Here is a 22,377-nt window from a genome sequence, read left to right on the forward strand (position 1 = left end):
AAAAACCCGCTTCGGTTAGCGGGTCTCGTCTCGCTTACTGCACTTCCATCACCGGCGCCTGCCATTTTTCCAGCGCATACGCCATGCCCCAGAAGGACAGCTCGTATTGCGAAGAGATCAGGAAGTGGCGCTCCATGCGCAGCCGTTCTTCCGGTGAGGCCTGCTCTGCCAAGCGGTCGAGGCGGTCGATCTGCTCTCTGACCAGCGTGTCGAACCAATCGCCGCCGTATGCGCTGATCCACTCTTGGTAGATCTCCTGTGCAGGCTTGCTGCCTTGCAGGCGATGGCCGATCTCTGCGTACAGCCAGTAGCAGGGCAGGAGGGCGGCGATGATCTCGCCGAGCGTGCCGGTGTGGCCGACCGCCAACAGGTGGGTGGTGTAGGCATATGCTGTCGGCGACGGTTCGAACGTGGCATGGTCTTCCGGCGAGATGCCAAGTCGCTTGGAGAAGTTCTCGTGCAGGGACAATTCCGCTTCGTAAGTGCCTTGTGCGTGCGCCGCCATGCGCGAGGAGGTGTAGAGGTCGGCCGCCTTCGCCGCGCCGAGCGCCTGCACTTTCGCGAAGACGGACAGGTAGTACGAGTCATTCAAGATGTAGTATTTGAAAGATTCCAAAGGCAGGGTGCCGTCTGCGATCCCCGTGACAAACGGATGGTCGAAGCTGGCCTGCCAGGATGCGTCTGCTTTCGCGCGGATCATGTCGCTGAATTTCATGTAAAGATCCCCCTTCCGGTCGATAGAGCTTGCTGATTGAATTCCTTCTATAATAATAAAGCAAATTCCCTTACAATGGAGAGATGAATCGAGGAAAGGATTGTCCGGGCATGCAAAAACAAACAATTTTCACCCCGCTGCGCAGAAAGCCGTTTCGGACGCTGTTCACCGCACAGGTGTTTTCCGACACGGGGAACTGGTTTGACATCATCGCGTTGAACCTGCTCGTCTCCTACCACTGGGGGATGGATATCATCGCCAATGCGGCGATCGACTTGGCGGTGGCGGTGCCCTGGGTGTTTTTAGGACCGCTCTTGGGCGTGTGGGCCGACCGCCTGCCGCGCAAAACGGTGATGCTGATCTGTACGCTGATGAGGATCTTCGTGGTCATCGGCTTTATCTTCGCGCCGAACTTGCCGGTGCTGCTCTCGCTCGTGTTTGCCAAGACGGTGTTTGCCGTGATGTTCGATCCGGCGCGCCAAGGCTTGTTCCGCCAGGTCGTGCCGGAGGGAGAGCTGGCCGAAGCGACCGCGCTCAGCCAGACCTGCGCCAACGCGACCAAGATCTTGGGGCCGGCCATCGGCGGCCTGCTGATGGCGGTGGCGGCGCCGATGTATGTCTTTCTGATCGAAGCGGTGCTGTACAGCATCGCGCTGCTGTTCCTGCTGCGCCTGCCGAAGGTGACGCCGCTTGCCGAAGAAGCGCAGGTCGAAAAGAATTTCTGGCGCGAACTGAAGGAAGGCATCGCGCACATCTCGAAAAAGCGGATCTTGATCGTCGCGATCTCGCTGGCGGCGCTGAACCTCTTTTTTGTCTTCCTCTATGATGCGTTCTACGCGCCGCTGACGATCGCGCTCAATCTGGGGCAGATCGGCTACGGGCTGGTCGTCAGCTCCTTTGGCATCGGGGCGGTCGCCGGGTCGCTGCTCGCCGGGCAGTGGACAAGCTGGAAGCGCAATCCGCTGGTCATGATGTGCTGGTCGCTCTTGGTCGCCGGGGCGATGGTGGTGGTGATCGGGCTTGGCGGCATGAACATCGTGCACGGCGGCATCGTCTTCTGGTGTGCCGTGTGTCTGGTCGTCGGCGCGCTTGGCGCCGGCACATCGGTGCCGTTTGGCTACCTGCTGCAGTCGGAGACGCCGCCGGAGCTGATGGGACGGGTGTTTTCCGTGTCCAATGCGATGCAGGGCGTGATGCTGCTGGCCGCTCCGATGATCGGCGTCGCGTTTGGCCGCGCGCTCGGCATCGGGGCGGTGTTCGCCTTCTCCGGCGTGATGCTCGCGCTGACGGCGATCGTGTATCTGATCTATACGAAGAAGACGAACGTACGCCCCACCGTCTCCTAATGGAAAACCCTGCCGAGACCGGCAGGGTTGTTCTAGTCTTCCGTCTCCATCATCTCGCGCAGCATCGCTTCGACCAGCTCTTTGCGGCGCTCCGTCTCCGCTTTGTCGACGGTGATGCCAAAACGCAACACGTCGCCTTCTGCCGCGCCGTCCGGGAGCAGCGAGCGGGGCAGGTCGAACGTGATGCGCCCTTCGAATTCGATCACCGCATACTCTTCTTCGAAGCGGTCGATGATGCAGAGGCCTTTGCGTTCCTGGTCCATGATCGGACACCTCCGTGAAATTGAGCATAACATGCTCTGAGTGAGAAAGTCGAACCCTTTACATAAAATCCACTAAATATGTTCGTTTTTTAACTTTAGCCAGATCAACAGGTTCCGAACATTGTGTTAGAATTGCGTTAACCGTTGCTGTTTTGTTATGAGTAATTATTTTATTCATCGGAGGTTTTACTGAAAATGACATTTTTCCGTAAGCTGCAACGCTCCCTTCTGATCGCAGTGGCGCTGATTTTGGTGGCCTACGCCGGCGTTAACGTACCGCTTGGCGACCAAGCGTCTGCCGCGACCAACCTGCAAGTGCATTTCATCGATGTCGGTCAGGCCGACTCGTTCCTCGTGCAGCTGCCGAACGGCCAGAACATGGTCATCGACGCCGGCAACAACGCGGACGGCACCGCCGTCGTCAACTACTTGAAAGGCAAAGGCGTCACCCGCGTCGACTACCTCATCGGGACTCATCCGGACGAAGACCACATCGGCGGTCTCGATGACGTGATCAAAAACTTCACCATCGGCAAGCTGTACATGCCGAACATCACGAAGACCACCATCACCTACACCGACGTGATCAACGCGGCGAAAGCGAAAGGCCTCGCGATCACCCAGGCGAAATCGAATACGACGATCCTCAGCACGACGGCTAATTCCTTGACCCTGAAAGCGAACTTTGTCGCGCCGGTCGCCACTTCCTACTCGCTGACCAATGACTACTCGGGCGTCATCCGTCTGACCTACGGTACCACCAACTTCATGTTCTCCGGTGACGCGGAACATAATTCGGAAGCAGATATGGTCGCATCCGGCCAGACCCTGTCTGCCAACATCCTGAAAGTCGGGCATCACGGTTCCCGCACTTCCACCACCGATGCGTACCTGAACAAAGTGAACCCGTCTGTGGCGGTCATCTCCTGCGGCGCCGGCAACTCGTACGGCCACCCGCACGCTGAGACGATCAACAAGTTGAAAGCAAAAGGCATCAAAATCTTCCGCACCGACCAGCAAGGCACGATCATTTTCACCACGACCGGCAGCGGCTGGGTGGTCAACAAAGCGCCTTGGTGGCAATAAGCAACCGACTTTGATGCACGCGGCAACGGCGTGAACAGCAAAACCGTCTCTTTTCCGGGAGACGGTTTTGTTTTGCTTACATAATAAACTGTAGTACAATTGAGAAAAGATTGTGAAAAGAATGCGAAATGAGGGGATGTCTTGAAAACGGCATTGGTCTTTGGCGGCACGAAGTTTTTCGGCAAGCATTTGGTGAAAGGGCTGCTTGCAGACGGGGTGGACGTGACGATCGCCACGCGCGGTCAGACGCCCGATGAGTACGGCGACCGGGTGCAGCGCCTGATCGTAGACCGCGAGAACAAACAGTCGATCCTGGATGCGGTCGGCGATCGCAGCTATGATGTCGTCTTCGATAATATCTGCTATTCGTCGAACGATGCGCAAGCGGCGGTGGAAGTGTTTGCCGGCAAGGTCGGGCGCTATGTGTTCACCTCGACATTGTCGGTGTATGATCTGTCGGAAACGGCGCATGACGAAGCTGATTTTAATGCCCGGGAGCTGGAGATCAAGTGGGGCTATAAAGATGTGTTCACCTACCAGGAAGGCAAGCAGCAGGCGGAAGCGGTCTTTTTCCAGCAAGCCCCGTTCCCGGTGGTGGCGGTACGATTCCCGGTGGTGATGGGGACTGACGATTACACCAAACGGTTGCATTGGCATGTCGACCGCGTCAAAGCGGGCTTGCCGATCGGCATGCCGAATCCCGAGTCGCGCCAAGGATTTATTCACTCGGCAGAAGCGGGGCAGTTCTTGCGCTGGGCGGCGACGGCAGACATCACAGGCGAAGTGAATGCGGCGGCCAGCGGCACGGTCACCTTGCGCGAGATGATCGGCATGATCGAGCAGGCGACCGGCCAACAGGCAAAGATCGTCGCGGAGTTCGAAAAAGAGGAGCGTTCGCCGTTTGGACCACCCGGTTCCTACTTCATGAGCCTGCAAAAAGCGGAAGCGGCCGGGTATGAATTTACGAAGTTGCACGACTGGCTGCCGAAGTTGATCGCGGAGTTGGTTTAAGTTTGTTGCTTGATCGAGTCACGGAAAAGACGACAGCAGAGTGCTGTCGTCTTTTTGGGTTGCAAAATCGACAGGCGGGGCGTATATTTTGAGTAATGACTCACTCATTGAGTAAGCACTCAATCATGGAGGTTGGCATGAGCGAAGAGAAGTTGAATTTTGACAAGATCGAAGAGGAGCTGACGGAGAAGCACTGGCAGATTCTCGAAGCGGCGATGAAAGTTTTTTCCGAAAAAGGGTTCAGTGCGGCGCGGACGTCAGAAGTGGCGAAGGAAGCCGGGGTGTCGGAAGGGACGATTTTTAATTATTTCAAGACCAAGAAGGACTTGCTGACTTCGATGGTGATCCCGCTGGTCGTCCGTTTTTTCCGGCCGTTGATCCTGCTGTCGGTGGAGAAGATTTTCAAAACGCGCAAGGAGCGGCCGGTGGAAGATGTGCTGCTCGACGTGATGCGGGACCGTGTGCAGTTGGTGGAGAAGAACTTGCCGCTGATCAAGACGGTGGCGGCAGAAGCGGCATTTCATCCGGAGCTGCTGCGCCCTGTACGGGAGGAACTGGCCCCGAAGCTGGTCGAAGTGGCATCGAAGTTTTTTCAGGAAGAAGTGGAGAAGGGGACGTTTCGCGACATCGACCCGGTGCTGGCGCTGCGCGGACTGATGAGCCTGTTGGGCGGGTATGTGCTGATGAAAAACATCGCCCCGGAGGCGCTGCAGATCGAGGATGAAGAGACGGAGCTGCGGAAATTGCTCGATCTCTATCTGCACGGGGTGCTGAACAAACGCGAGTAGGGAAAGGCAGGCGAAGAAGATGGCGAGCAAGTTGGAGCAAGAGCGGAAACAGGGTGGAGCGCAGGACCCGGTGGTGGAAGTGCGCCGACTGGTGCAAACGTTTGGCAAGCGCGTCGTGCTCGATGATGTGTCGTTTGCGATCGGGCGGGGAGAGATTCTCGGGCTGCTCGGGCCGTCGGGGTCGGGCAAAACAACGCTGGTCAAGACGATCGCGGCGGTCGGCGAGTATTCGGGCGGTGAAGTGCGGGTGCTGGGACGGAAGATGCCCGATTACGGCACGATTGCCCGGATCGGCTATATGGCGCAGGCGGATGCGCTGTATCACGACCTGACCGGGTATGACAATCTGGTGTTTTTCGCTGAGCTGTTTGGCGTGCGCGGGGCGAAGCGGAAAGCGCGGATCGAAGCGATGCTTGAGCTGGTGCAGTTGAGCGAACATGCGAAGCGGCCGGTGCAGACCTATTCGGGCGGCATGAAGCGGCGGCTGTCGCTGGCGGTGGCGCTGCTGCATGAGCCGGAGATCTTGATTCTGGATGAGCCGACAGTGGGGATCGATCCGGTGCTGCGCCAAGACTTCTGGCGGGAGTTCCTGCGCTTGAAAGAGCAGGGCGTGTCGATTCTGATCACGACGCACGTGATGGATGAAGCGGAGCAGTGCGACCGCCTGGGGCTGATCCGCGAAGGGAAGCTGATCGCGCAGGGGACGCCGGCTCGGTTGAAAGAAGTGACAGGGACGGCGACGATCGAAGCGGCGTTTCTGCGCTATGGAGGTGTGCAGGCATGAGAATCTGGGCGCTGACCAAGCGGCTGATGAAGCAGGTGATCCGGGATCGGCGTTCGGTGGCGATGCTGTTTCTGGCGCCGCTGTTCGTCTTGTGGCTGTTGTCGATCGTGCTGACCACGTCGACGACCCAGTCCGATCTCGATGCGGTAGATCTGCCCGGTGTATTGGTTGAGCAGTTGAAGCAGACCGATGCGAGCGTAACGGAAGTGTCGCTGGCGGACGCTGAAATGCGTTTGCAAAACGGCGAGTCGGACGGCTACCTGACTTTGGAGGAGGGCCATGTCCGCGTTGTGCTGGAAGGGTCTGATCCTGCGGTGAATGGTGCGGTGCAGCAAGCCGTCCAAGAGGCGATGAAAGGACTTGCCGATGGCAAGAGCACGGGAGCCGGTGCGTCGGGAGTGACGAACGTGCCAGGGACACCGTCTACATCGGGAGCGGGTGTTCCGATGGGGATGGAGGTGGAGTTTCTGCATGGGGGCAAGAGTCTGACGAAGCTGGATTATTTGGCCCCGGTGCTGATCGGATTCTTTATTTTCTTTTTCGTGTTCCTGATCTCCGGGGTGTCGTTCCTGCGTGAGCGAACAGGGGGGACGCTGGAGCGGGTGCTGGCGACGCCGATCAAGCGGTATGAGATCGTGTTGGGCTACTTTTTCGGCTTTGGCGTGTTTGCCGTGCTGCAGACGGCGCTGGTGCAATGGTTTGCCCTGAACGTGCTCGGTGTGCAGTCGGTCGGATCGTTCGGCAGTGTGCTTGTGATCAACATCCTGCTGGCCACCGTCGCCTTGTCGCTCGGGACGCTTTTGTCCGCCTATGCGCGCAACGAGTTTCAGATGGTGCAGTTCATCCCCCTCGTCGTCGTGCCGCAGATCTTCATGAGCGGCCTGTTCGATCTGCGCAACATGCCAGACTGGCTGATGACGCTCTCCCAGGCCCTTCCGCTGACCCACGCCGCCGAAGCGCTGCGCGGCGTGATGATCCGCGGCGAGGGTCTCAGCGACATCCAAGTCGCCCTGTGGGTGCTGGCCGGCTACTGCCTGCTGTTCCTCACCCTGAACATCCTCGCCTTGCGCAGGTACCGAAAAGTATAGAAGTGAGCCGATTTTCTTGATGTAAGTTCCCAGACCCTAAACGCCTCGTTCCTTTCATGGACCGCGGCGTTTATTTTTTACAATACAGGGAAATAATTCTTAAATTTTAGGCGGTATTCAATATCATTTATTTACGAAAATATCACCCAATTTCTTCAGTTTGGTGTTAAAATAAGAGCGTATCTTATCTTTACCTAACCCCTATGGAGGTGTACTTATTTTGAAACTCAAAGGCAAAGCGTTCAAAGTCTTGCTGGCGATGACGCTGGCTCTGCCTTTGTCGCTGCCGTTTGGCGGCGGACAAGCAGTGCAGGCAGAAGGTCCGAACGATCCGGCTCCGGAAATCACGGCAAAAGTGGCGAACGGCAACTATGGCAAAAAAGTGCTGTTCGACAACACGCACGGTCAAACGGCAGGTGCGGCAGACTGGGTCATCAACGGCGCCTTTTCCGATTTTGGCAATGCGCTGGCGAATGACGGTTTCTATGTAAAAGAACTTCGCAAATCGACACCGATTACACTGACCGATCTCTCCGGTTATGATGTATTTGTGATCGGGGAAGCGAACATCCCTTATAAAGCTACGGAACAGTCCGCAATGCTGCAATACGTGCAAAACGGCGGCGCGATCTTCTTTATCGGCGACCACTACAACGCCGACCGCAACAAAAACCGCTGGGACGCCAACGAAGTGTTCAACGGCTACCGTCGCGGCGCATGGACCAACCCGGCGAAAGGCATGTCGGCTGAAGAAGCAGCATCTACCGCGATGCAAGGCGTTACCTCTTCCGACTGGCTCGGCCAAAACTTCGGCATCCGCTTCCGCTACAACGCGCTCGGCGACATCACGGCGAACAACATCGTGCCGTCCGCGCAGGCGTTTGGCATCACCGCAGGCGTCTCCACCGTCGCGATGCACGCAGGCGCCACCCTGGCGGTCCTCGACCCGAACAAGGCGAAAGGCATCGTCTACCTGCCGACGACCACCTCGAAATGGGCAAGCGCCGTTGACCAAGGCAACTACAACGGCGGCGGCGTCGCAGAAGGCCCGTATGCGGCCGTTTCCAAAGTCGGCCTCGGCAAAGCAGCGTTCATCGGCGACTCCTCGCCGGTAGAAGACGCGACTCCGCGCTACCTGCGCGAAGAAACCGGCACGTCGAAGACCACCTATGCCGGCTGGTCGGAGCAAAACGATGCGACCCTGATGGTCAACATCATCAACTGGCTCTCGAAAAAGGAAAGCTACACCGCACTGAACCAAGTGTCCGGCCTGACCCTCGACACGCCGACCGCGCTGTTGGCGATGGAAACGCCGTCCACTTCGACCGAACCGCAGCCGGAACCGTGGGCTGCACCGGCGACCGGCTACAAGTGGTGGGATCCGACCACCTTTAAGGCTGGTTCCTATGGCGCAGGCTCCACGACGCCGCCGGCTACCGGCTTCTCCTTCGTGCACCAGTCGATCCTCCCGAACTCGGGCTCGACTTTCCAAGTGAAAGTCGTGGCGGATGGTCTGGCGGCGAACACGACGGTCAGCACCTACAACATCGGGGTGTACACGTCCAGCGGCACGCAAGTTGCGATCACTCAAAACAGCAACGGCACCTGGCCGACCACCTATGGCTACAGCGCCAACTTCTCGATGACCTCCGACAGCACCGGCCATGCGGAGAAGATCCTCAACATGCGCATCAAAGCCGGCACCACCGGTGCAGCGAGCTTGCGCCTGCGTGATGGCAGCACCAACAAATATACCGAAGCGGTCACCCTCGGCAACGTGGCGGTTGAACCGCTGCCGTAAGTGTAAATGTTTAACAAAAGCCTTTCCTTCCTCGCGAAGGGAAGGCTTTTTTGTTCAAGATTTCTGGTATGGAACTGCAAGTTATCAAAAAAAGGTAATATTTTGATGAACCTGACTGTAGTTGGGTTCGTTTTCCTTTTATGCTATTTACTTTTAATAAAACTGCACAACGAAATGTTCTAATTTACAAAAAACTAACCAAAACTGGCGAGGGAGGTGCTAGAATAATAACTGTGGGTGCTTAGGATACTATATGAGCACAACTTCTTATTGTGGAGGTGCAGGGATGTTTACCTTTAAAAGCAAAGCGATGAAGGTGCTTCTCGCGATGACGCTGGCGTTCCCGCTCCCGGCCGCTGCTACGCTGACCTATGGCAACGTGGCACAAGCTGAGGGCCCGACCGATCCGGCGCCGGTGATTCCGGCGAAAGTCGTCAACGAGAATGCAGGCAAAAAAGTCCTGTTTGACAACACACACGGCCAGACGGCAGGTGCTGCTGACTGGGTCATCGACGGCGGATTCTCCGACTTCGGGAACGCGCTGGCGGAAAATGGCTACTATGTGAAAGAACTGCGCAAGACCAGCCCTATTACCCTTTCTGATCTTCAAGACTACGACGTGTTTATCATCGGGGAAGCGAACAATCCCTACAAGAAGTCCGAGCAGGATGCCATGCTGCAATTTGTGCAAAACGGCGGCTCGATCTTCTTTATCGGCGACCACTATAACGCCGACCGCAACAAAAACCGCTGGGACGCGAACGAAGTGTTCAACGGTTACCGCCGCGGTGCGTGGGAAAACCCGGCAAAAGGCATGAGCGCGCAGGAAGCTGCGTCTGCGCAAATGCAAGGCGTGCAATCCTCCGACTGGCTCGGCCAGAACTTCGGCATCCGCTTCCGCTTCAACGCGCTGGCAGATATCACCGCAACGAACGTCGCTGCGCCGGCCGACACGTTTGGCATCACCCAAGGCGTGAAAACTGTCGCGATGCACGCAGGTGCAACGCTGGCAATTCTTGACCCGAACAAAGCAAAAGGTCTCGTCTACATGCCGAAGACCAACGAGCGCTGGGCAAACGCTGTAGACCAAGGCGTCTACAACGGCGGCGGCATCGAAGAAGGCCCGTACGCAGCGATCGCTAAGGTCGGCGGCGGCAAAGCTGCTTTCATCGGCGACTCCTCTCCGGTTGAAGACGCGACCCCGAAATATCTGCGTGAAGACACCGGCAAGAAAAAGACCACCTATGACGGCTTCAAAGAGCAGGACGACGCAACCCTGCTCGTCAACATGGTGAACTGGCTGGCGAAGAAAGAGAACTACACCTCTTTCGCAAACAAAGGCATCGCTCTCGACCCGGTCACTCCGCTGCTTGCGTTTGAAACGCCGCAGAACACGACCGAACCGCAGCCGGAACCGTGGGCTGCTCCGGACCCGGGCTACCTGTGGTACGATTCGTCCACCTTCAAGCCGGGCTCCTATGGCTCGGTCCAAGCGGCACCGGTCCCTCCGGTCTACTCCACCGTTCATCAGGCACAGCTGCCGGCGAACGAAGTGTTCCAGATCCGCATGGTGGGAGACAACTTCCTGCCGAACTCCACGGTGTCGGGCTTCAACCTCGGCATCTACCTGGCGGGCGGCACGCAAGTGGCTCAAGTCCAGAACCCGGATGGCACCTGGCCGACCAGCTATGGCTACTCGGCGCAGTTCTCCATGACGGCAGACGCATTCGGCCACGCGACGAAGACTGTGAATGTCCGTCTCAAGCCGGGCACGGCGCTGGGCGATGCGAGCCTGCGCATCCGTCAAGCATCGACGGCGCTGGCGACCAAGACGGTCACCATCGCGAACGTTCCGGCTGAACAATTGCCGGAAGACAAACCGCCGGTGCCGACGACGATCACGATCGGTGAAGCGCGTGACAAGGCTGTTGGCCAACTCGTCACCGTTCAAGGCGTGATCACTACCCAGCCGGGCGCTTTTGGCGGCCAAGGCTTCTACCTGCAAGACGAAACCGGCGGCGTGTACGTGTTCCAGTCTCAAGCCGGCTTTAACGTGGGCGACCGCGTCGAGATCACCGCAGCAACCGAAGTGTACAACACCGAGTTCGAACTGACCGAAGTGATGGCGATCAAAAAGATCGGCACTGCCGAACTGCCGGCTGCAAAAGTTGTAAACGCAGTCGATGCGACCAACCAAGGTCAGCGCGTCACCCTTGAAAACGTGAAGATCAGCAACCTGCACGGCGTAACGCCGGCTGGCTCGTTCGAATTTAACGCAACTAACGACAACGGCACGACCGTTATCCGCGTTGACGGCCGCACCGGTCTGACGCTCGACAAGTTCTCGTACAAAGACGGCCAAACCGTCACTGTATCTGGCGTTTCCTCCATCTTCAAAGGCACGTTCCAACTGAAGCCGACCGCGCTGAGCGACTTTGCGGCTGATACTCAAGCACCGGTGACCACCGCTGCTGTCAGCGGCCAGGCGAACGCTAACGGCTGGTACAACCAAGATGTGACGGTCACCTTGACCGCGACCGACGACAAGTCGGGCGTAGCTCGCATCGAATACCAGATCGGCAACGGCGACTGGAACGCATACACCGCACCGTTTGCGATCAACACCGACGGCGACCACAACGTGGCGTACCGCGCTGTTGACGTCAACGGCAACGTGGAAGCGGAGAAATCCCTTACCGTCAAGCTCGACAAAACCATGCCGACCGTCGATGTGATCCAATCGGGCGGCGACCTGCGCAACGTGAACTTCGATGAGACCGTTTCCTTCTCCGTTCAAGCAACGGACGCAGCTTCTGGCGTGGCAGCGGTGGAACTGTACCTTGACGACCACCTGATCAACCAGAACGCAGAACTGAGCGCGAAAAGCCTCGGCCTCGGCGCTCATACCCTGCGCGTTCGCGTTCGCGACAATGCGGACAACCTCTACGAAGGCAACTTCCTGTTCCTCGTGGAAACCAACTTCGCTTCGATCGACAAGCTGGTCAACCAACTGGCTGAGAACGGCGAAGTGAAAAACAGCGGCATCAAGCAATCCCTGCTTGCGAAGCTGGATACGGCTGAGCGCGCAGCGAAAGCTGGCAACAGCGATCAGGCGATCAAGCATCTGCAACAGCTGCAGCAAACTCTCAACACGTATGTGAAAGCGGGCAACATCTCCGCTTCCGGCGCTGAGACCCTGAACTCGAACATCGAGTACCTGCTTTCCCACGATCTGAAGTAAGCAACATCGCAGAAAAGGCCACGCCTCGGCGTGGCCTTTTCATGCTTTGGCACTGGACAATGGGGTAAATTTTCTGTAAATTAAAACTGTAAACACGTGTTGTAAACGCGAAACGGAGGTTAACGGATGTCAACAGACTTGATTCAACAGACAGCGAGTGAATTTAAAGACTACGTGCGTCGGATGAAGCAGCTGCACGAAGCGATCCAGCTCATCCAATGGGACATGAGCGCCCTGATCCCGAAACAAGGCGTCGCCCAGCGCGCCGAAGTGGTCGGCATGTTGTCGGGTGACCTGTTCGCGATGCAGACGTCCGATCAGATGGGCGAATATCTCCGCGTGCTGGCGGCACCTGATGCCTTGGAACTGCTCGATCCGATCACGCGTGCCTCCGTGTTGGAGCGCAAAGTGGAATACGAGCGCGAGAAGAGCATCCCGCCCGCATTGTTCCGTGAATATGTGGTGCTGACCCAGACGGCGGAAAGCGCTTGGGCGGAAGCGAAGCAAAACAACGACTTTGAATTGTTCCGTCCCTATCTGGAGAAGATCGTCGGCATCATCCGCCAGTTTATCGAGATCTGGGGCTACGAGGAAAATAAATACGACGCGCTGCTCGGCAAATACGAGCCGGGACTGACGGTTGCCAAGCTCGACGTCATCTTCGGCGGCTTGCGCGAGAAGACGATCGAGCTGCTGAAACGCGTAACCGAGAAAGAACAGGTCAACCGCTCCTTCCTGCACCAGTATTTCCCGAAAGCGGAGCAGGTGAAATACTCCCGCTACATGCTGGAGCAGCTCGGCTTTGATTTTAGCAAAGGGCGTTTCGACGAAAGCCCGCACCCGTTCGCGATCGGGCTCAACCCGAACGATGTGCGCATCACCACTTTCTATTTCGACCACGACATCACCCAGTCGCTGTTCGGCACGATCCATGAGTTCGGCCATGCGATCTACGAACAAAGCGTCTCGCACGATCTGGTCGGCACGTTCCTCGCGACCGGGACGTCGATGGGCATCCATGAATCGCAGTCGCGCTTCTGGGAAAACATGATCGGCAGAAGCCGCGAGTTCTGGCAGCATCATTTCCAAGGCATCGTGGACCATTTCCCGCATCAGTTCTCCGGCGTCAGCGCGGACGACTTCTACAAAGCGATCAACTACGCCGAGCCGTCCCTGATCCGCGTCGACGCGGATGAGCTGACTTACAACCTGCACATCATGCTCCGCTATGAGATCGAAAAAGACCTGATCAACGGCAAGATTGAAGTAAAAGACCTGCCGGAGATCTGGGCCGATAAGATCGAAGAGTATGTCGGCGTGCGTCCGCAAGACCATGCGACCGGCGTGCTGCAGGACATCCACTGGTCGGGCGGCGCCTTTGGCTACTTCTCGTCCTATTCGCTCGGCAACATCTATGCGGCACAGCTGGAGAACACGCTGCGCCAAGAGATTCCGAACTACCGCGAGCAGGTGGCAGCCGGCGACGTGACGCAGGTGCTGGCGTGGCTGAATGAAAAAGTATACAAGCACGGCAAGCTGCTGACCCCGGGCCAGATCATGACGCAAGCGACCGGAGAGGAGATCAACTCCGAATATTTGGTCGCTTATCTTGAAGAAAAATTCAAGGATATTTACGGGATTTAATTCCTGAAAGGTTTGACACTCTTGACAAAGAGTGGTACACTGGTATTGTCTCAAAAAGCACCATTATTGATTCCGGAATTTGCGTTGCTCAATGGTGAGTCGGTGCATTTTGAATCGGGCGAAATGGTAGCTAATATTTCGTCTTTTACGGACGTATCAGGAGGTTTTTCACATGCAACAAGGTACTGTTAAGTGGTTCAACGCAGAAAAGGGTTACGGCTTCATCACTGTTGAAGGCGGCGACGATGTGTTCGTACACTTCTCCGCAATCCAAGAAGATGGCTTCAAGACCCTCGAAGAAGGTCAACGCGTTACTTTCGAAATCGTAGAAGGCAACCGCGGTCCGCAAGCAGCTAACGTTTCCAAGGCGTAAGCTTGCGTCAATGCTAAATACAAACCAGCGTTCCATCCGGGACGCTGGTTTTTTGTTGTTGATCGAATCAAAGAGCCGTCTCCGGTGGAGACGGCTCTTTTTGGGTTTAGTGCAGGAGCTGTTTCTGTTCTTTACGGTGTGTGCGCAGGAAGAACAGTTCGTACAGGACCGGGACGATGATCAGGGTGAGCAAGGTCGAGGTCGTGAGGCCGCCGATGACGACGACGGCAAGGCCTTTGGAGATCAGGCTGCCTTCTGCGGTGGTGAAGGCCAGCGGCAGCAGGGCGCAGATCGTGGCAAAGGCGGTCATCAGGATCGGACGCAGGCGGGTCTTGCCGCCTTCGATCAAGGAGTCGCGGATCGTCAGGCCGCGGTCGCGGTTCTGCACCACACGGTCGACGAGGACGATCGCATTGGTGACGACGATCCCGATCAGCATCAGGATCCCGATCATCGCGGAGACGGACAACGGCTCGTTCAGCAGGTACAGACCGATGAACGCGCCGGTCGGCACGAACAGGAGCGAGGACAGGATGATGAACGGAATCCGCGCCTGGCCGAACGTAAACAGCATGACGAGGTAGACGAGGCCGACGGCGATGCCCATCGCAATGCCGAGCTCTTGGAACGTTTTGACCGTATCATCGGTGCCGCCGCCCGCTTCCAGTGAGACGCCGTTTGGCAGGTCGAGCTGGCCGACTTCCGTTTTGACTTCCGAGGCGGTCTGCTGGACGTTGGATGCGTTGACGATCCCGGAGACGCGGGCGAACACTTTGCCGTCCAGCTTTTGGATCGAGGTGACGCTTTCGACTTCCTGGATGTCGGCGATCGTTTTTAGCTGCACCGGGCCTTTGGTGCCGAAGACGGTCAGGTCTTCCAGTTCGCTTTTCGAAGCGAGCGGCTTGTCGTAGGTCAGTTGCACGCTGCGCTCTTCGCCATCCAGCTCCAAGGTGCCGACGGAGACGGGACGGGTGCGGTCGGCGGTGATGCCGAGCACAGTATAGGCGGACACGCCGTACTCGCTCGCCTTGTCCGGCTTGATCTTGACGACCCATTGGCGCTGTTTTTCTTTCATGTTGTTGCTGATGTATTTGAGATCGGTGCGTTGTTTCAGCAGATCTTCCACCTGTTTCGAAGCGGTCATCAAGGCGTCGAGGTCGGTGGAGTAGAGATCGATGTCGAGGTTGTTGTTGGTCGGCGGACCGCCGGTGGACATCTCTTGGACGGAGACGACCGTCTTGTCGGAGATGGCTTTGGCGATGTCGCTGATGCTGGCTTCGATCTGTTTGACTTCATCGGCGGTGTTGGCCGTTTCGTCGAGCATGATCATATAGGACGCGGCGTTTTCTTTTTTCAGGCCGGTCATGTAGTCGCGGGAGCCGATGCCGACGAAGACGTCTTGGACGGCCGGGCGGGTTTTCAGCATCTCTTCGATCTTCAGCGATGCTTCGTTCGTTTTCTCCAGCACGGTCGAAGCCGGGAGGGTGACGGTGGCGGAGACGATCTTGACTTTTTCGTTTGGCAGGAAGACGAAGCCGAGCTGGCTGGTCAGGCCAAGCGATCCGAGCAAGAGCGGGATGCAGATGGCAAAGACGACCCACTTTTTACGGAGGGAGAAGCGCAGCACACGCTCGTAGAAGCGCTGCAGGCGGCCATCTTTTTCCTCATGGGTGACCTTCGAGAACGAGAAGCGGGCCAGGAGCGGCGTCAAGGTGATCGAGACGACGAGCGAGGCGAGCAGCGCGTAGACGATGGTCAGGGCAAAAGGCAGGAAAAATTCACCGGTGGCGCCGCCGACAAAGCCGAGCGGCAGGAAGACGACCACCGTGGTCAAGGTAGAAGAGGTGATCGCTTTGAGCATCTCTTTGGTGGCGGAGATGGTCAGTTCCGTTTTGTCGAGGCTGTCTTTGTTATTTTTCATGCGGCGGAAGATGTTTTCGATGACGACGATCGAGTCGTCGACGACGCGTCCGACGGCGACCGCCATGCCGCCGAGGGTCATGATGTTCAGCGTGATGTTCGACTGGGCGAGGAAGATCGTCGAGACGACGAGCGACAGCGGGATCGACAGCACGGCGATGATCGTCGCACGCAGGTTGCGCAGGAAGAGCAGCACGGCAAGGGAAGCGAAGAGGGCGCCGAGCAAGCCTTCTTTGATCAGGGAGTTGACCGACTGTTCGATGCCTTCAGACTGGTCGAAGATGATGTCGTAGGCGACCTTGTCGCTGTAGCTGCTGAGGACTTCGCGCGCTTGTTCGGCGATTTCGACGGTGTTGGCGTCCTGCTTCTTGGTGACGGTGAGCGCGATGCTCTCTTGGTCATTGAAGCGGGTGATCTCCGGCTGGGCCGTGATTGTGCGGATCTTCGCGATGTCGGACAGCTTGAGCGGTTGCGGTGCAGCGCCCGGGCCGTTGCCCGGAGCATCAGATGCGGAGCCGCCTTGGGCGGGGGAACCTGTGGTGCCTTGGTTCGCGCCGGATGTGCTTGGGACGTTCAGTTGGAGACTTTTCAGGTCGTTGACAGTGGCGAGCTCTTCGGTGATGCGGATCGGGATCAGGACGGAATCGTCGGTCACCGATCCGGCCGGCATCGAGACGAATTTGCCTTTGATCTGCTCTTGGATCGACTGCAGGCTTAAGCCGTGCTTGGCGGCCTCCGCCTGGTTGACTTCGATCTCGACGAGCTCCTCGGACGTGCCGCCGACGGCGACGGAGGAGACGCCGGGGATCTTTTCGAGGGCCGGCTTCACTTCGTCGACGAGCAGACCTTGCACATCCTGGCCGTCTTTGGCGAAGGCGACCGCGCTGAGGATCGGGAAGGTGCCGAAGGAGAAGCGCTGCACGCTCGGTTCCACATTCGCGGGCAAGGGGGCTTCGCGCAGCAGGTCCTGCACCTTTTGCTCGACATCATCCATGTTCGTGCCGACCGGGAACGTCAGCTGGATCAGAGATGCGCTTTCGAACGACTGCGAGGTCATCTTGTCGAGGGAGTCCAGTTTCTTAAACTGTTCCTCCAGTTTTGACGTCACTTGGGCATTCACGTCATCCGGAGACGCCCCCGGATAAAACGCTTGAATCGACAGCTGGGGAAACTCAATGTTCGGCAGCAGGTCGACTTTTAATGTCTGAAACGCATACGTCCCGCCAAAGATCAGCAGGAACGCAAGAATGAAGATGGCGACTGGGTTTTTCAATGAGACCCGCGTCAAGAAGTTCATTCCAACTCTTCCTCTCCGTAACAATTTAATATGTACATTCTCACATAAGACGGTTTCATCATATCATCGCCTTCATGATGAAGCAATAAGATTGTGTATAGGTTTTGTATAGTTAAACGATCTTGTCAGTCGCCCAGTTAGAAGTCGATGGGCTCATAAGTGCGAGTTTGCGATCGGGGTTTTTCGACGATTGGCGGAGAAGGAGACAAGTTAGGCGGGATTTTGTCATAGGCTTTTCTTGAGAGTTGTGGATTATCGGGGAGGTCTGTGCCGTGCAAGAGCTGCTGCTCGCTTTGGAAATCTTGTTGATCTCCGCCATACTGTCGGTGGACAACGCTTTGGTGATCGGTTTGGCGACGCGCACTCTGCCAAACGGGATTCGTCAGCGGGCGATCTATTGGGGGACATTTGGCGCGGTGGCGCTGCGCCTCGTGCTGTCGGCGCTGGCGCTCTATCTGATCAACCTGCCGTACATCAAGCTGGTTGGCGGTCTGTTCCTCTTGTACATCGCGTATAAAATGCTCGGGGAGGAGCACTTGGAAGCAGGGGATATGCGCAGTTCGCGCGGCATCTGGAAAGCGGTGCAGATGATCGTCATCGCCGACCTGATGGTGTCGATCGACAACGTGCTCGCCGTCGTCGCGATCGCCGACGGGAACTGGTGGCTGGTCGCGCTGGGGATTCTCGTCTCGATTCCCTGCATCTTGTGGGGCAGCCGCCTGATCTCGCACCTGCTGCACAAGTACCCGATTCTCTTGTTCCTCGGCATCGCGGTGCTGTCTTGGACGGGGGCGGCGATGATTCTGGAGGAGAAGGCGGTCGCGCTGTACCTCACACCGCTCGCCATCCCCAACGGCGCGTTTTACGGCGTGACGATGGCGGCGACCGGCATGGCCTGGCTGACCAAAAAGCGGACGTCCTCCTGAGAGGACGTCCGCTTGTTATGTGCCGGACAGAGAAAAATGGAACTGCTTGCAGTCCGCCTGCTCCTGCGGGCAAACGTCAAACTCCACCTCTTCGGTCTGCTGCACTTCGAAGCTGAACGGAATCTGCATCGCCTCTCCTGGCTGAACGAGGATCGGCTCAGCAAAGGGACTGCGGATCGGCTGCAACTTGTGAAAGGTGACGCTGACCGTCTCCGGCTGCTTGCGGTTGTTGACGAGGCGCAGCTCATAGGTGTAGATCATCTTGTGCCCGGCGTTGACCCGGGCGATCGTGCCGAGGTTGATCTCCAGCCCCGAAGTGAAAAAGACGGACAGCACGGTCGCGCTGCCGAGCAGCAGCAGCAGGGCGGCGGTGACGATTTTGCCGAGCGTCGTCGTGCGCTCGGGGCGGATCAGGTGTTGGAGATGACCGTACGGGCAGACGTTGCTGCAGAACTTGTGCCGCAAGCGCAGCAAGAGCGCACCGATGAACAGGCACAAGAAGAGGAAAAAGATCAGGATCATCCCCGACGTGCCCTGTGTGATCGCCGACCAGACCTGGCGCGGATCGACGAAGTAGGCGATCAGGGTAAAGGCGACCAACGGCGTGAGCAGAATCGCCAGCGGCAGGTCGAGCTTGTAGCGCTGCAAGGCGCGCAGGAACTTGGACATCGTGTTGTGCGGGCACAGGTGTGAGCAGAACAGGCGCGGCTTGAAAAACGACAGCCCGAGCACGAGAAAGACCAGCCAGAGCACCGTCAAAAGTAGCGGCATCGCCTGCGAAAAAGGCAGCCGGCGGGTGAACCAATAGTAATGGCCGCCTGGAATGTCGATGCGGAAGAGATCGAAATACGGAACGATAAAAAAGAGCAGCAGGATGATCACTTGCAGCCATTTGCGCATGAAAGCACGCTCCTTCCTCTCTGGCTAACGTGCGCCAAATTGGAAACGCTAATGCATGGGGGTGATCAAATGATCAGAGACCGCATCATCGTGGAAGATGATCAAGGCGCACAGCTGGAGTTTGGCATCGAAGGGATGTTTGAGATGGACGACCGGAACTACGTGCTCCTGACCAACGAAGAGGACACGATCCTCATGCAGGTCGTGGGCGAAGGGGACGCGCAGGAATTGGTCGGCATCGATGACCCGGAGGAAGCGCAGTCCCTGCTCGACGCGTACCAGATCGCGGTGGACGCGGCGCCGGCCGAAGGGGAAACCGAATTCCAGTAAGCATCACCCAAAGAAAAAGCCGTTCGGGCCGCGTGCCGAACGGCTTTTGCTGTCGTCATGTTGCATGCTCATTTTTTCAATGTCGGCAGGAAGCGCTCACGGCCGCCCATCGCTTCGGCATAGGCGGTGACTTCGATCAGCGCCTGCTCTTCGGCGCGGATGCGCACGCGCAGCACCAGCGCGTTCAAGGCGGTGAACAAGAGCGCCGTCAGCCAGGCGCCAAACGCCAGCGGCAACGTGAACAGCTCCAGCGCCACCACCACATAATTCGGATGGCGCATAAAGCGGTACGGCCCGCCGGTGACCGGTGCGCTGCCAGGCAGCACATAGATCCGCGTGTTCCAAAACTTCCCGAGCGACAAGAGCACCCACACGCGCAAGCCCTGCGCTACACAAAACAAGGCGAACGGCGCACCGTAAGGAGTCATCGACTCATGGCCCCGTACGAACACCTCGAGGAACAGCGCAGCAAAAAAAGCGGCGTGCAGGAGCACGATGTACTTGTAATGCGCACCGCCCACTTCAAAGCCGCCGAGCTTCACCATGTGCCGCCCATTGCGTTTGGCGATGAGGAGCTCGAACAGGCGCTGCATGATCACAAAAGCAAACACGATAGAAAACCAAGTCACCATCAGGCAGACACCTCCTCACATGCATAGCGGCTCTCCTCACATAGCGATCCAGTTCCGCACTGAAGCTGTCCATACAGATCAGCATGTAGCGCAAAGCGTCAGACGCAATTCCCGATCCTGCCCATACAGACAAAACGTAGCCCGCAGCGCCTGACACAGTCCGCGCTACCAGCGCAACAGCACCTGCTCCGACGAGAAGCCCGGTCCGAGAGCGAAGAGCAGGCCGTGCTCGCCGGCATGGTGAGGGTCTTGCAGTTCGCGTGCGAGGACGAACAGCACGGTGCAGGACGACATGTTGCCGTGCGTACGCAGGACGTCGCGGGCGTGGCGGAGCGCGTCAGGGGGCAAATCGAGCGCTTCGTCGTACGCTTTCAGCACTTTCATGCCGCCAGGGTGAGCGATATAGTGCCGGACGTCTTGGAGCGCGAGACCCTCGTTTTCCAGGAAGGCTGCGGTGACCGGGCGAATCTTCGTTTCTACGATCGTCGGGATGTCTTTTGAGAAGATCACTTTCAGACCGTCCGTTCGCACATCCCAGCCCATCACATCGAGCGTATCCGGCCAGATCGTCGAACGCGTGGCCAGCACCTCCGGCCCTTGTGCTTCCGACCGTGCGGCTGCCTCATCGCCGGAGATCAGCACTGCGGCCGCACCGTCTGCAAACAGCGATGTGGCGATCAGGTTGCTTTTCGACCGGTCGCCGTTTAAAAAGGTAAGCCCGCACAGCTCTGCAGCGATCACCAGCACGTGGCTCTCCGGGTGTGCTTTCGCCAGATCGAAGCCGCGGGCCAACCCTGAAGCACCGCCTGCGCAGCCCAGTCCCCAGACCGGCAGGCGCTTGATATCGCTGCGCAGCCCCAGCTCGTGAAACAGATAGGCGTCGATACTCGGTGTCGCCACGCCCGTCGAGGACACGAACACCACCGCATCGACATCGTGCGGCGCCAAACCCGCTTTTTCCAAACACGCCGCCGCCGCATCACAGCTCAGGCGGACGGCATGTTGGAGATACAGGCGGTTCTTCTCCTCCCAAGAGGGCGCCGTCGCAAACCACTCCAGCGGCGTGCAAAAATGGCGCTGCTCGACTTGGGCCGACTCGAACACGGCCAGCAGCCGGTCGATGTCGCGAAAGCTCTCGGCAAACAGGTTGCGGGCAAAGTCCCGCGTCTGTTCCTGCGTGATGATGTGCTCCGGCACGGCGGTGCCGACAGAACGGATTACAGGCAAAGGGCATCCTCCTCGGGTCACGAGCCATACTTGCAGCCGTCTACGGTTGGTACAGGATAGCATTTCCAGTTTTCCTTTCCATTATGTGCCACTGCAGCTGCAACCAATCTTGCTGACTGCCGTATTCCTATACGAGGTGACCGCAGATCATGGGAACGTATGAACATAGATTGCAACGAGAATTACACATCTGGGAGCACAGCCTGCTCAAGCCAAGTGGCTTGATCCAAAACATGTCCAAGCGCGTGCAGATGAAGATCAACAACGTGATTCCGGAAAAAGTGCACACGGCGATCACGAGCGCGGTGCGCGGGATCGTAACATCGGTGCTGGTTGGCCTTGACTTCGTGCCCAAGAACCAGCCCCTGCATACCGGGCTGCCGCTGGAAGAACGCGACGTGAAAGCAAAAGCGCTGATGAACACCTACCAGAAGATCGCTGCCGTCGAAGGAGCGGGAACGGGCGCAGGCGGCATCATGCTCGGCCTCGCCGACTTCCCGGCACTGATCGCGATCAAGATGAAATTCCTCTTCGAACTGGCGCATGTCTACGGCTATGACACGAAAGATTTCCGCGAGCGCCTGTTCCTGCTCCACGTTTTCCAGCTCGCCTTTTCCGCCCCTGACCAGCGCGGCGCACTGCTGGCCAAGATCAAGAACTGGGAGCAGGTCGCCGCCGGGTTTCCGCCGGAGCAGAAGTATCTGAAAAATGTGGACTGGGAGCAGTTTCAGCGCGAATACCGTGATGCGATCGACTTCCGCAAGATGCTGCAGCTCGTGCCGGTCATCGGTGCGGCCGTGGGCGCGTGGGCGAACTACGGGCTGCTCGAGGAGCTCGGCGTCGTGGCGATGAACTGTTACCGGCTGCGGAAGATCGAAGCGCAGCACGCGAAAAAAGCCGACTAGGGATAGTGGTATTATCCCCTCATGGTAGACAAGAGAAAAAGGACATCGATAAGATGGACTTATCCTTGTTGACCGGAGGGGATTTTTTATGGCTAAAAAA

General features: G+C 57.7%; 19 protein-coding genes. 13 read left to right on the forward strand and 6 right to left on the reverse strand.

Annotated features, from left to right (window positions below; genetic code table 11):
- Positions 1–34: 34 nt before the first annotated feature.
- Entirely contained in the window at positions 35–715 is a 681-nt protein-coding gene (gene tenA, locus EV586_RS08080) for a thiaminase II (protein WP_132944552.1), read from the reverse strand.
- Positions 716–825: 110 nt separating this feature from the next.
- Between tenA and EV586_RS08085 the strand changes: the two genes are divergently transcribed.
- Positions 826–2,061, forward strand: coding sequence for an MFS transporter (locus EV586_RS08085; RefSeq protein WP_165898427.1), 1,236 nt, complete (start codon positions 826–828; stop codon positions 2,059–2,061).
- A gap of 32 nt (positions 2,062–2,093) precedes the next feature.
- Here EV586_RS08085 and EV586_RS08090 read toward each other — a convergent pair whose 3' ends face one another.
- Positions 2,094–2,324 carry a DUF3006 domain-containing protein gene (locus EV586_RS08090; RefSeq protein ID WP_132944554.1) on the reverse strand — a complete coding sequence of 77 codons (231 nt, stop codon included), beginning with the start codon at positions 2,322–2,324 and terminating at the stop codon, positions 2,094–2,096.
- A gap of 195 nt (positions 2,325–2,519) precedes the next feature.
- Here EV586_RS08090 and EV586_RS08095 point away from each other — a divergent pair, with 195 nt between their 5' ends.
- The 9 genes from EV586_RS08095 to EV586_RS08135 all read left to right on the forward strand — a co-directional run bounded on the left by EV586_RS08095 (position 2,520) and on the right by EV586_RS08135 (position 14,140).
- Positions 2,520–3,410, forward strand: coding sequence for a ComEC/Rec2 family competence protein (locus EV586_RS08095; protein WP_132944555.1), 891 nt, complete (start codon positions 2,520–2,522; stop codon positions 3,408–3,410).
- A gap of 141 nt (positions 3,411–3,551) precedes the next feature.
- Positions 3,552–4,421, forward strand: coding sequence for an NAD-dependent epimerase/dehydratase family protein (locus EV586_RS08100; RefSeq protein ID WP_132944556.1), 870 nt, complete (start codon positions 3,552–3,554; stop codon positions 4,419–4,421).
- Between the two features lie 137 nt (positions 4,422–4,558).
- A complete protein-coding gene (locus tag EV586_RS08105) occupies positions 4,559–5,209 on the forward strand; it encodes a TetR/AcrR family transcriptional regulator (protein ID WP_243652968.1) in 651 nt (216 codons plus the stop codon).
- A gap of 19 nt (positions 5,210–5,228) precedes the next feature.
- Positions 5,229–5,993 (forward strand): ABC transporter ATP-binding protein, encoded by a 765-nt coding sequence (locus EV586_RS08110; RefSeq protein ID WP_132944558.1) that lies wholly within the window; start codon positions 5,229–5,231, stop codon positions 5,991–5,993.
- On the forward strand, positions 5,990–7,081 hold the full coding sequence (locus tag EV586_RS08115; protein WP_132944559.1) for an ABC transporter permease: 1,092 nt from the start codon (positions 5,990–5,992) through the stop codon (positions 7,079–7,081). The genes EV586_RS08110 and EV586_RS08115 overlap by 4 nt, the downstream gene beginning before the upstream one ends.
- Before the next feature lie 259 nt (positions 7,082–7,340).
- Positions 7,341–8,882 carry a DNA-binding protein gene (locus tag EV586_RS08120; RefSeq protein ID WP_132944616.1) on the forward strand — a complete coding sequence of 514 codons (1,542 nt, stop codon included), beginning with the start codon at positions 7,341–7,343 and terminating at the stop codon, positions 8,880–8,882.
- A 286-nt stretch (positions 8,883–9,168) separates the two neighbouring features.
- Positions 9,169–12,123 carry an OmpL47-type beta-barrel domain-containing protein gene (locus tag EV586_RS08125; RefSeq protein WP_132944560.1) on the forward strand — a complete coding sequence of 985 codons (2,955 nt, stop codon included), beginning with the start codon at positions 9,169–9,171 and terminating at the stop codon, positions 12,121–12,123.
- Positions 12,124–12,249: 126 nt separating this feature from the next.
- Positions 12,250–13,767 (forward strand): carboxypeptidase M32, encoded by a 1,518-nt coding sequence (locus EV586_RS08130; protein WP_132944561.1) that lies wholly within the window; start codon positions 12,250–12,252, stop codon positions 13,765–13,767.
- A gap of 172 nt (positions 13,768–13,939) precedes the next feature.
- A complete protein-coding gene (locus EV586_RS08135) occupies positions 13,940–14,140 on the forward strand; it encodes a cold-shock protein (RefSeq protein ID WP_132944562.1) in 201 nt (66 codons plus the stop codon).
- Positions 14,141–14,246: 106 nt separating this feature from the next.
- Here the strand turns inward: EV586_RS08135 and EV586_RS08140 are convergent, their stop codons facing one another.
- Positions 14,247–17,357 carry an efflux RND transporter permease subunit gene (locus tag EV586_RS08140; RefSeq protein WP_132944563.1) on the reverse strand — a complete coding sequence of 1,037 codons (3,111 nt, stop codon included), beginning with the start codon at positions 17,355–17,357 and terminating at the stop codon, positions 14,247–14,249.
- A 272-nt stretch (positions 17,358–17,629) separates the two neighbouring features.
- Between EV586_RS08140 and EV586_RS08145 the strand changes: the two genes are divergently transcribed.
- Positions 17,630–18,283: a TerC family protein gene (locus tag EV586_RS08145; RefSeq protein WP_165898429.1), complete on the forward strand. Its 654-nt coding sequence runs from the start codon at positions 17,630–17,632 to the stop codon at positions 18,281–18,283.
- Positions 18,284–18,298: 15 nt separating this feature from the next.
- On the opposite strand, the gene EV586_RS08150 is transcribed toward EV586_RS08145, so the two are convergent.
- The gene (locus tag EV586_RS08150) at positions 18,299–19,183 is read right to left on the reverse strand and encodes a 4Fe-4S binding protein (RefSeq protein ID WP_132944565.1); all 885 of its coding nucleotides are present in this window, start codon (positions 19,181–19,183) and stop codon (positions 18,299–18,301) included.
- Between the two features lie 69 nt (positions 19,184–19,252).
- Between EV586_RS08150 and EV586_RS08155 the strand changes: the two genes are divergently transcribed.
- On the forward strand, positions 19,253–19,513 hold the full coding sequence (locus tag EV586_RS08155; protein WP_132944566.1) for a DUF1292 domain-containing protein: 261 nt from the start codon (positions 19,253–19,255) through the stop codon (positions 19,511–19,513).
- A gap of 68 nt (positions 19,514–19,581) precedes the next feature.
- On the opposite strand, the gene EV586_RS08160 is transcribed toward EV586_RS08155, so the two are convergent.
- Together EV586_RS08160 and EV586_RS08165 are read right to left on the reverse strand one after the other, a co-directional pair.
- A complete protein-coding gene (locus tag EV586_RS08160; RefSeq protein ID WP_132944567.1) occupies positions 19,582–20,145 on the reverse strand; it encodes an isoprenylcysteine carboxyl methyltransferase family protein in 564 nt (187 codons plus the stop codon).
- Positions 20,146–20,310: 165 nt separating this feature from the next.
- On the reverse strand, positions 20,311–21,372 hold the full coding sequence (locus EV586_RS08165; RefSeq protein ID WP_132944568.1) for a type III polyketide synthase: 1,062 nt from the start codon (positions 21,370–21,372) through the stop codon (positions 20,311–20,313).
- Between the two features lie 149 nt (positions 21,373–21,521).
- On the opposite strand from EV586_RS08165, the gene EV586_RS08170 reads away from it, so the two are divergent.
- Complete coding sequence (locus tag EV586_RS08170) at positions 21,522–22,277, forward strand: EcsC family protein (RefSeq protein WP_132944569.1); 756 nt, start codon at positions 21,522–21,524, stop codon at positions 22,275–22,277.
- Positions 22,278–22,377 lie beyond the last annotated feature (100 nt).

It is taken from the genome of Tumebacillus sp. BK434 (genome assembly GCF_004340785.1).
Classification (GTDB): domain Bacteria; phylum Bacillota; class Bacilli; order Tumebacillales; family Tumebacillaceae; genus Tumebacillus_A.

What these genes read in the sequence shown, in the direction of transcription:
- EV586_RS08110 (WP_132944558.1), top strand. Translation starts at nt 5,229, where the DNA reads ATGGCGAGCAAGTTGGAGCAAGAGCGGAAACAGGGTGGAGCGCAGGAC.
- EV586_RS08090 (WP_132944554.1), bottom strand. Translation starts at nt 2,324, where the DNA reads ATGGACCAGGAACGCAAAGGCCTCTGCATCATCGACCGCTTCGAAGAA.
- EV586_RS08155 (WP_132944566.1), top strand. Translation starts at nt 19,253, where the DNA reads ATGATCAGAGACCGCATCATCGTGGAAGATGATCAAGGCGCACAGCTG.
- EV586_RS08140 (WP_132944563.1), bottom strand. Translation starts at nt 17,357, where the DNA reads ATGAACTTCTTGACGCGGGTCTCATTGAAAAACCCAGTCGCCATCTTC.
- EV586_RS08095 (WP_132944555.1), top strand. Translation starts at nt 2,520, where the DNA reads ATGACATTTTTCCGTAAGCTGCAACGCTCCCTTCTGATCGCAGTGGCG.
- EV586_RS08125 (WP_132944560.1), top strand. Translation starts at nt 9,169, where the DNA reads ATGTTTACCTTTAAAAGCAAAGCGATGAAGGTGCTTCTCGCGATGACG.
- EV586_RS08160 (WP_132944567.1), bottom strand. Translation starts at nt 20,145, where the DNA reads ATGGTGACTTGGTTTTCTATCGTGTTTGCTTTTGTGATCATGCAGCGC.
- EV586_RS08085 (WP_165898427.1), top strand. Translation starts at nt 826, where the DNA reads ATGCAAAAACAAACAATTTTCACCCCGCTGCGCAGAAAGCCGTTTCGG.
- EV586_RS08130 (WP_132944561.1), top strand. Translation starts at nt 12,250, where the DNA reads ATGTCAACAGACTTGATTCAACAGACAGCGAGTGAATTTAAAGACTAC.
- EV586_RS08105 (WP_243652968.1), top strand. Translation starts at nt 4,559, where the DNA reads ATGAGCGAAGAGAAGTTGAATTTTGACAAGATCGAAGAGGAGCTGACG.
- EV586_RS08150 (WP_132944565.1), bottom strand. Translation starts at nt 19,183, where the DNA reads ATGCGCAAATGGCTGCAAGTGATCATCCTGCTGCTCTTTTTTATCGTT.
- EV586_RS08115 (WP_132944559.1), top strand. Translation starts at nt 5,990, where the DNA reads ATGAGAATCTGGGCGCTGACCAAGCGGCTGATGAAGCAGGTGATCCGG.
- EV586_RS08170 (WP_132944569.1), top strand. Translation starts at nt 21,522, where the DNA reads ATGGGAACGTATGAACATAGATTGCAACGAGAATTACACATCTGGGAG.
- EV586_RS08135 (WP_132944562.1), top strand. Translation starts at nt 13,940, where the DNA reads ATGCAACAAGGTACTGTTAAGTGGTTCAACGCAGAAAAGGGTTACGGC.
- EV586_RS08120 (WP_132944616.1), top strand. Translation starts at nt 7,341, where the DNA reads ATGACGCTGGCTCTGCCTTTGTCGCTGCCGTTTGGCGGCGGACAAGCA.
- tenA (WP_132944552.1), bottom strand. Translation starts at nt 715, where the DNA reads ATGAAATTCAGCGACATGATCCGCGCGAAAGCAGACGCATCCTGGCAG.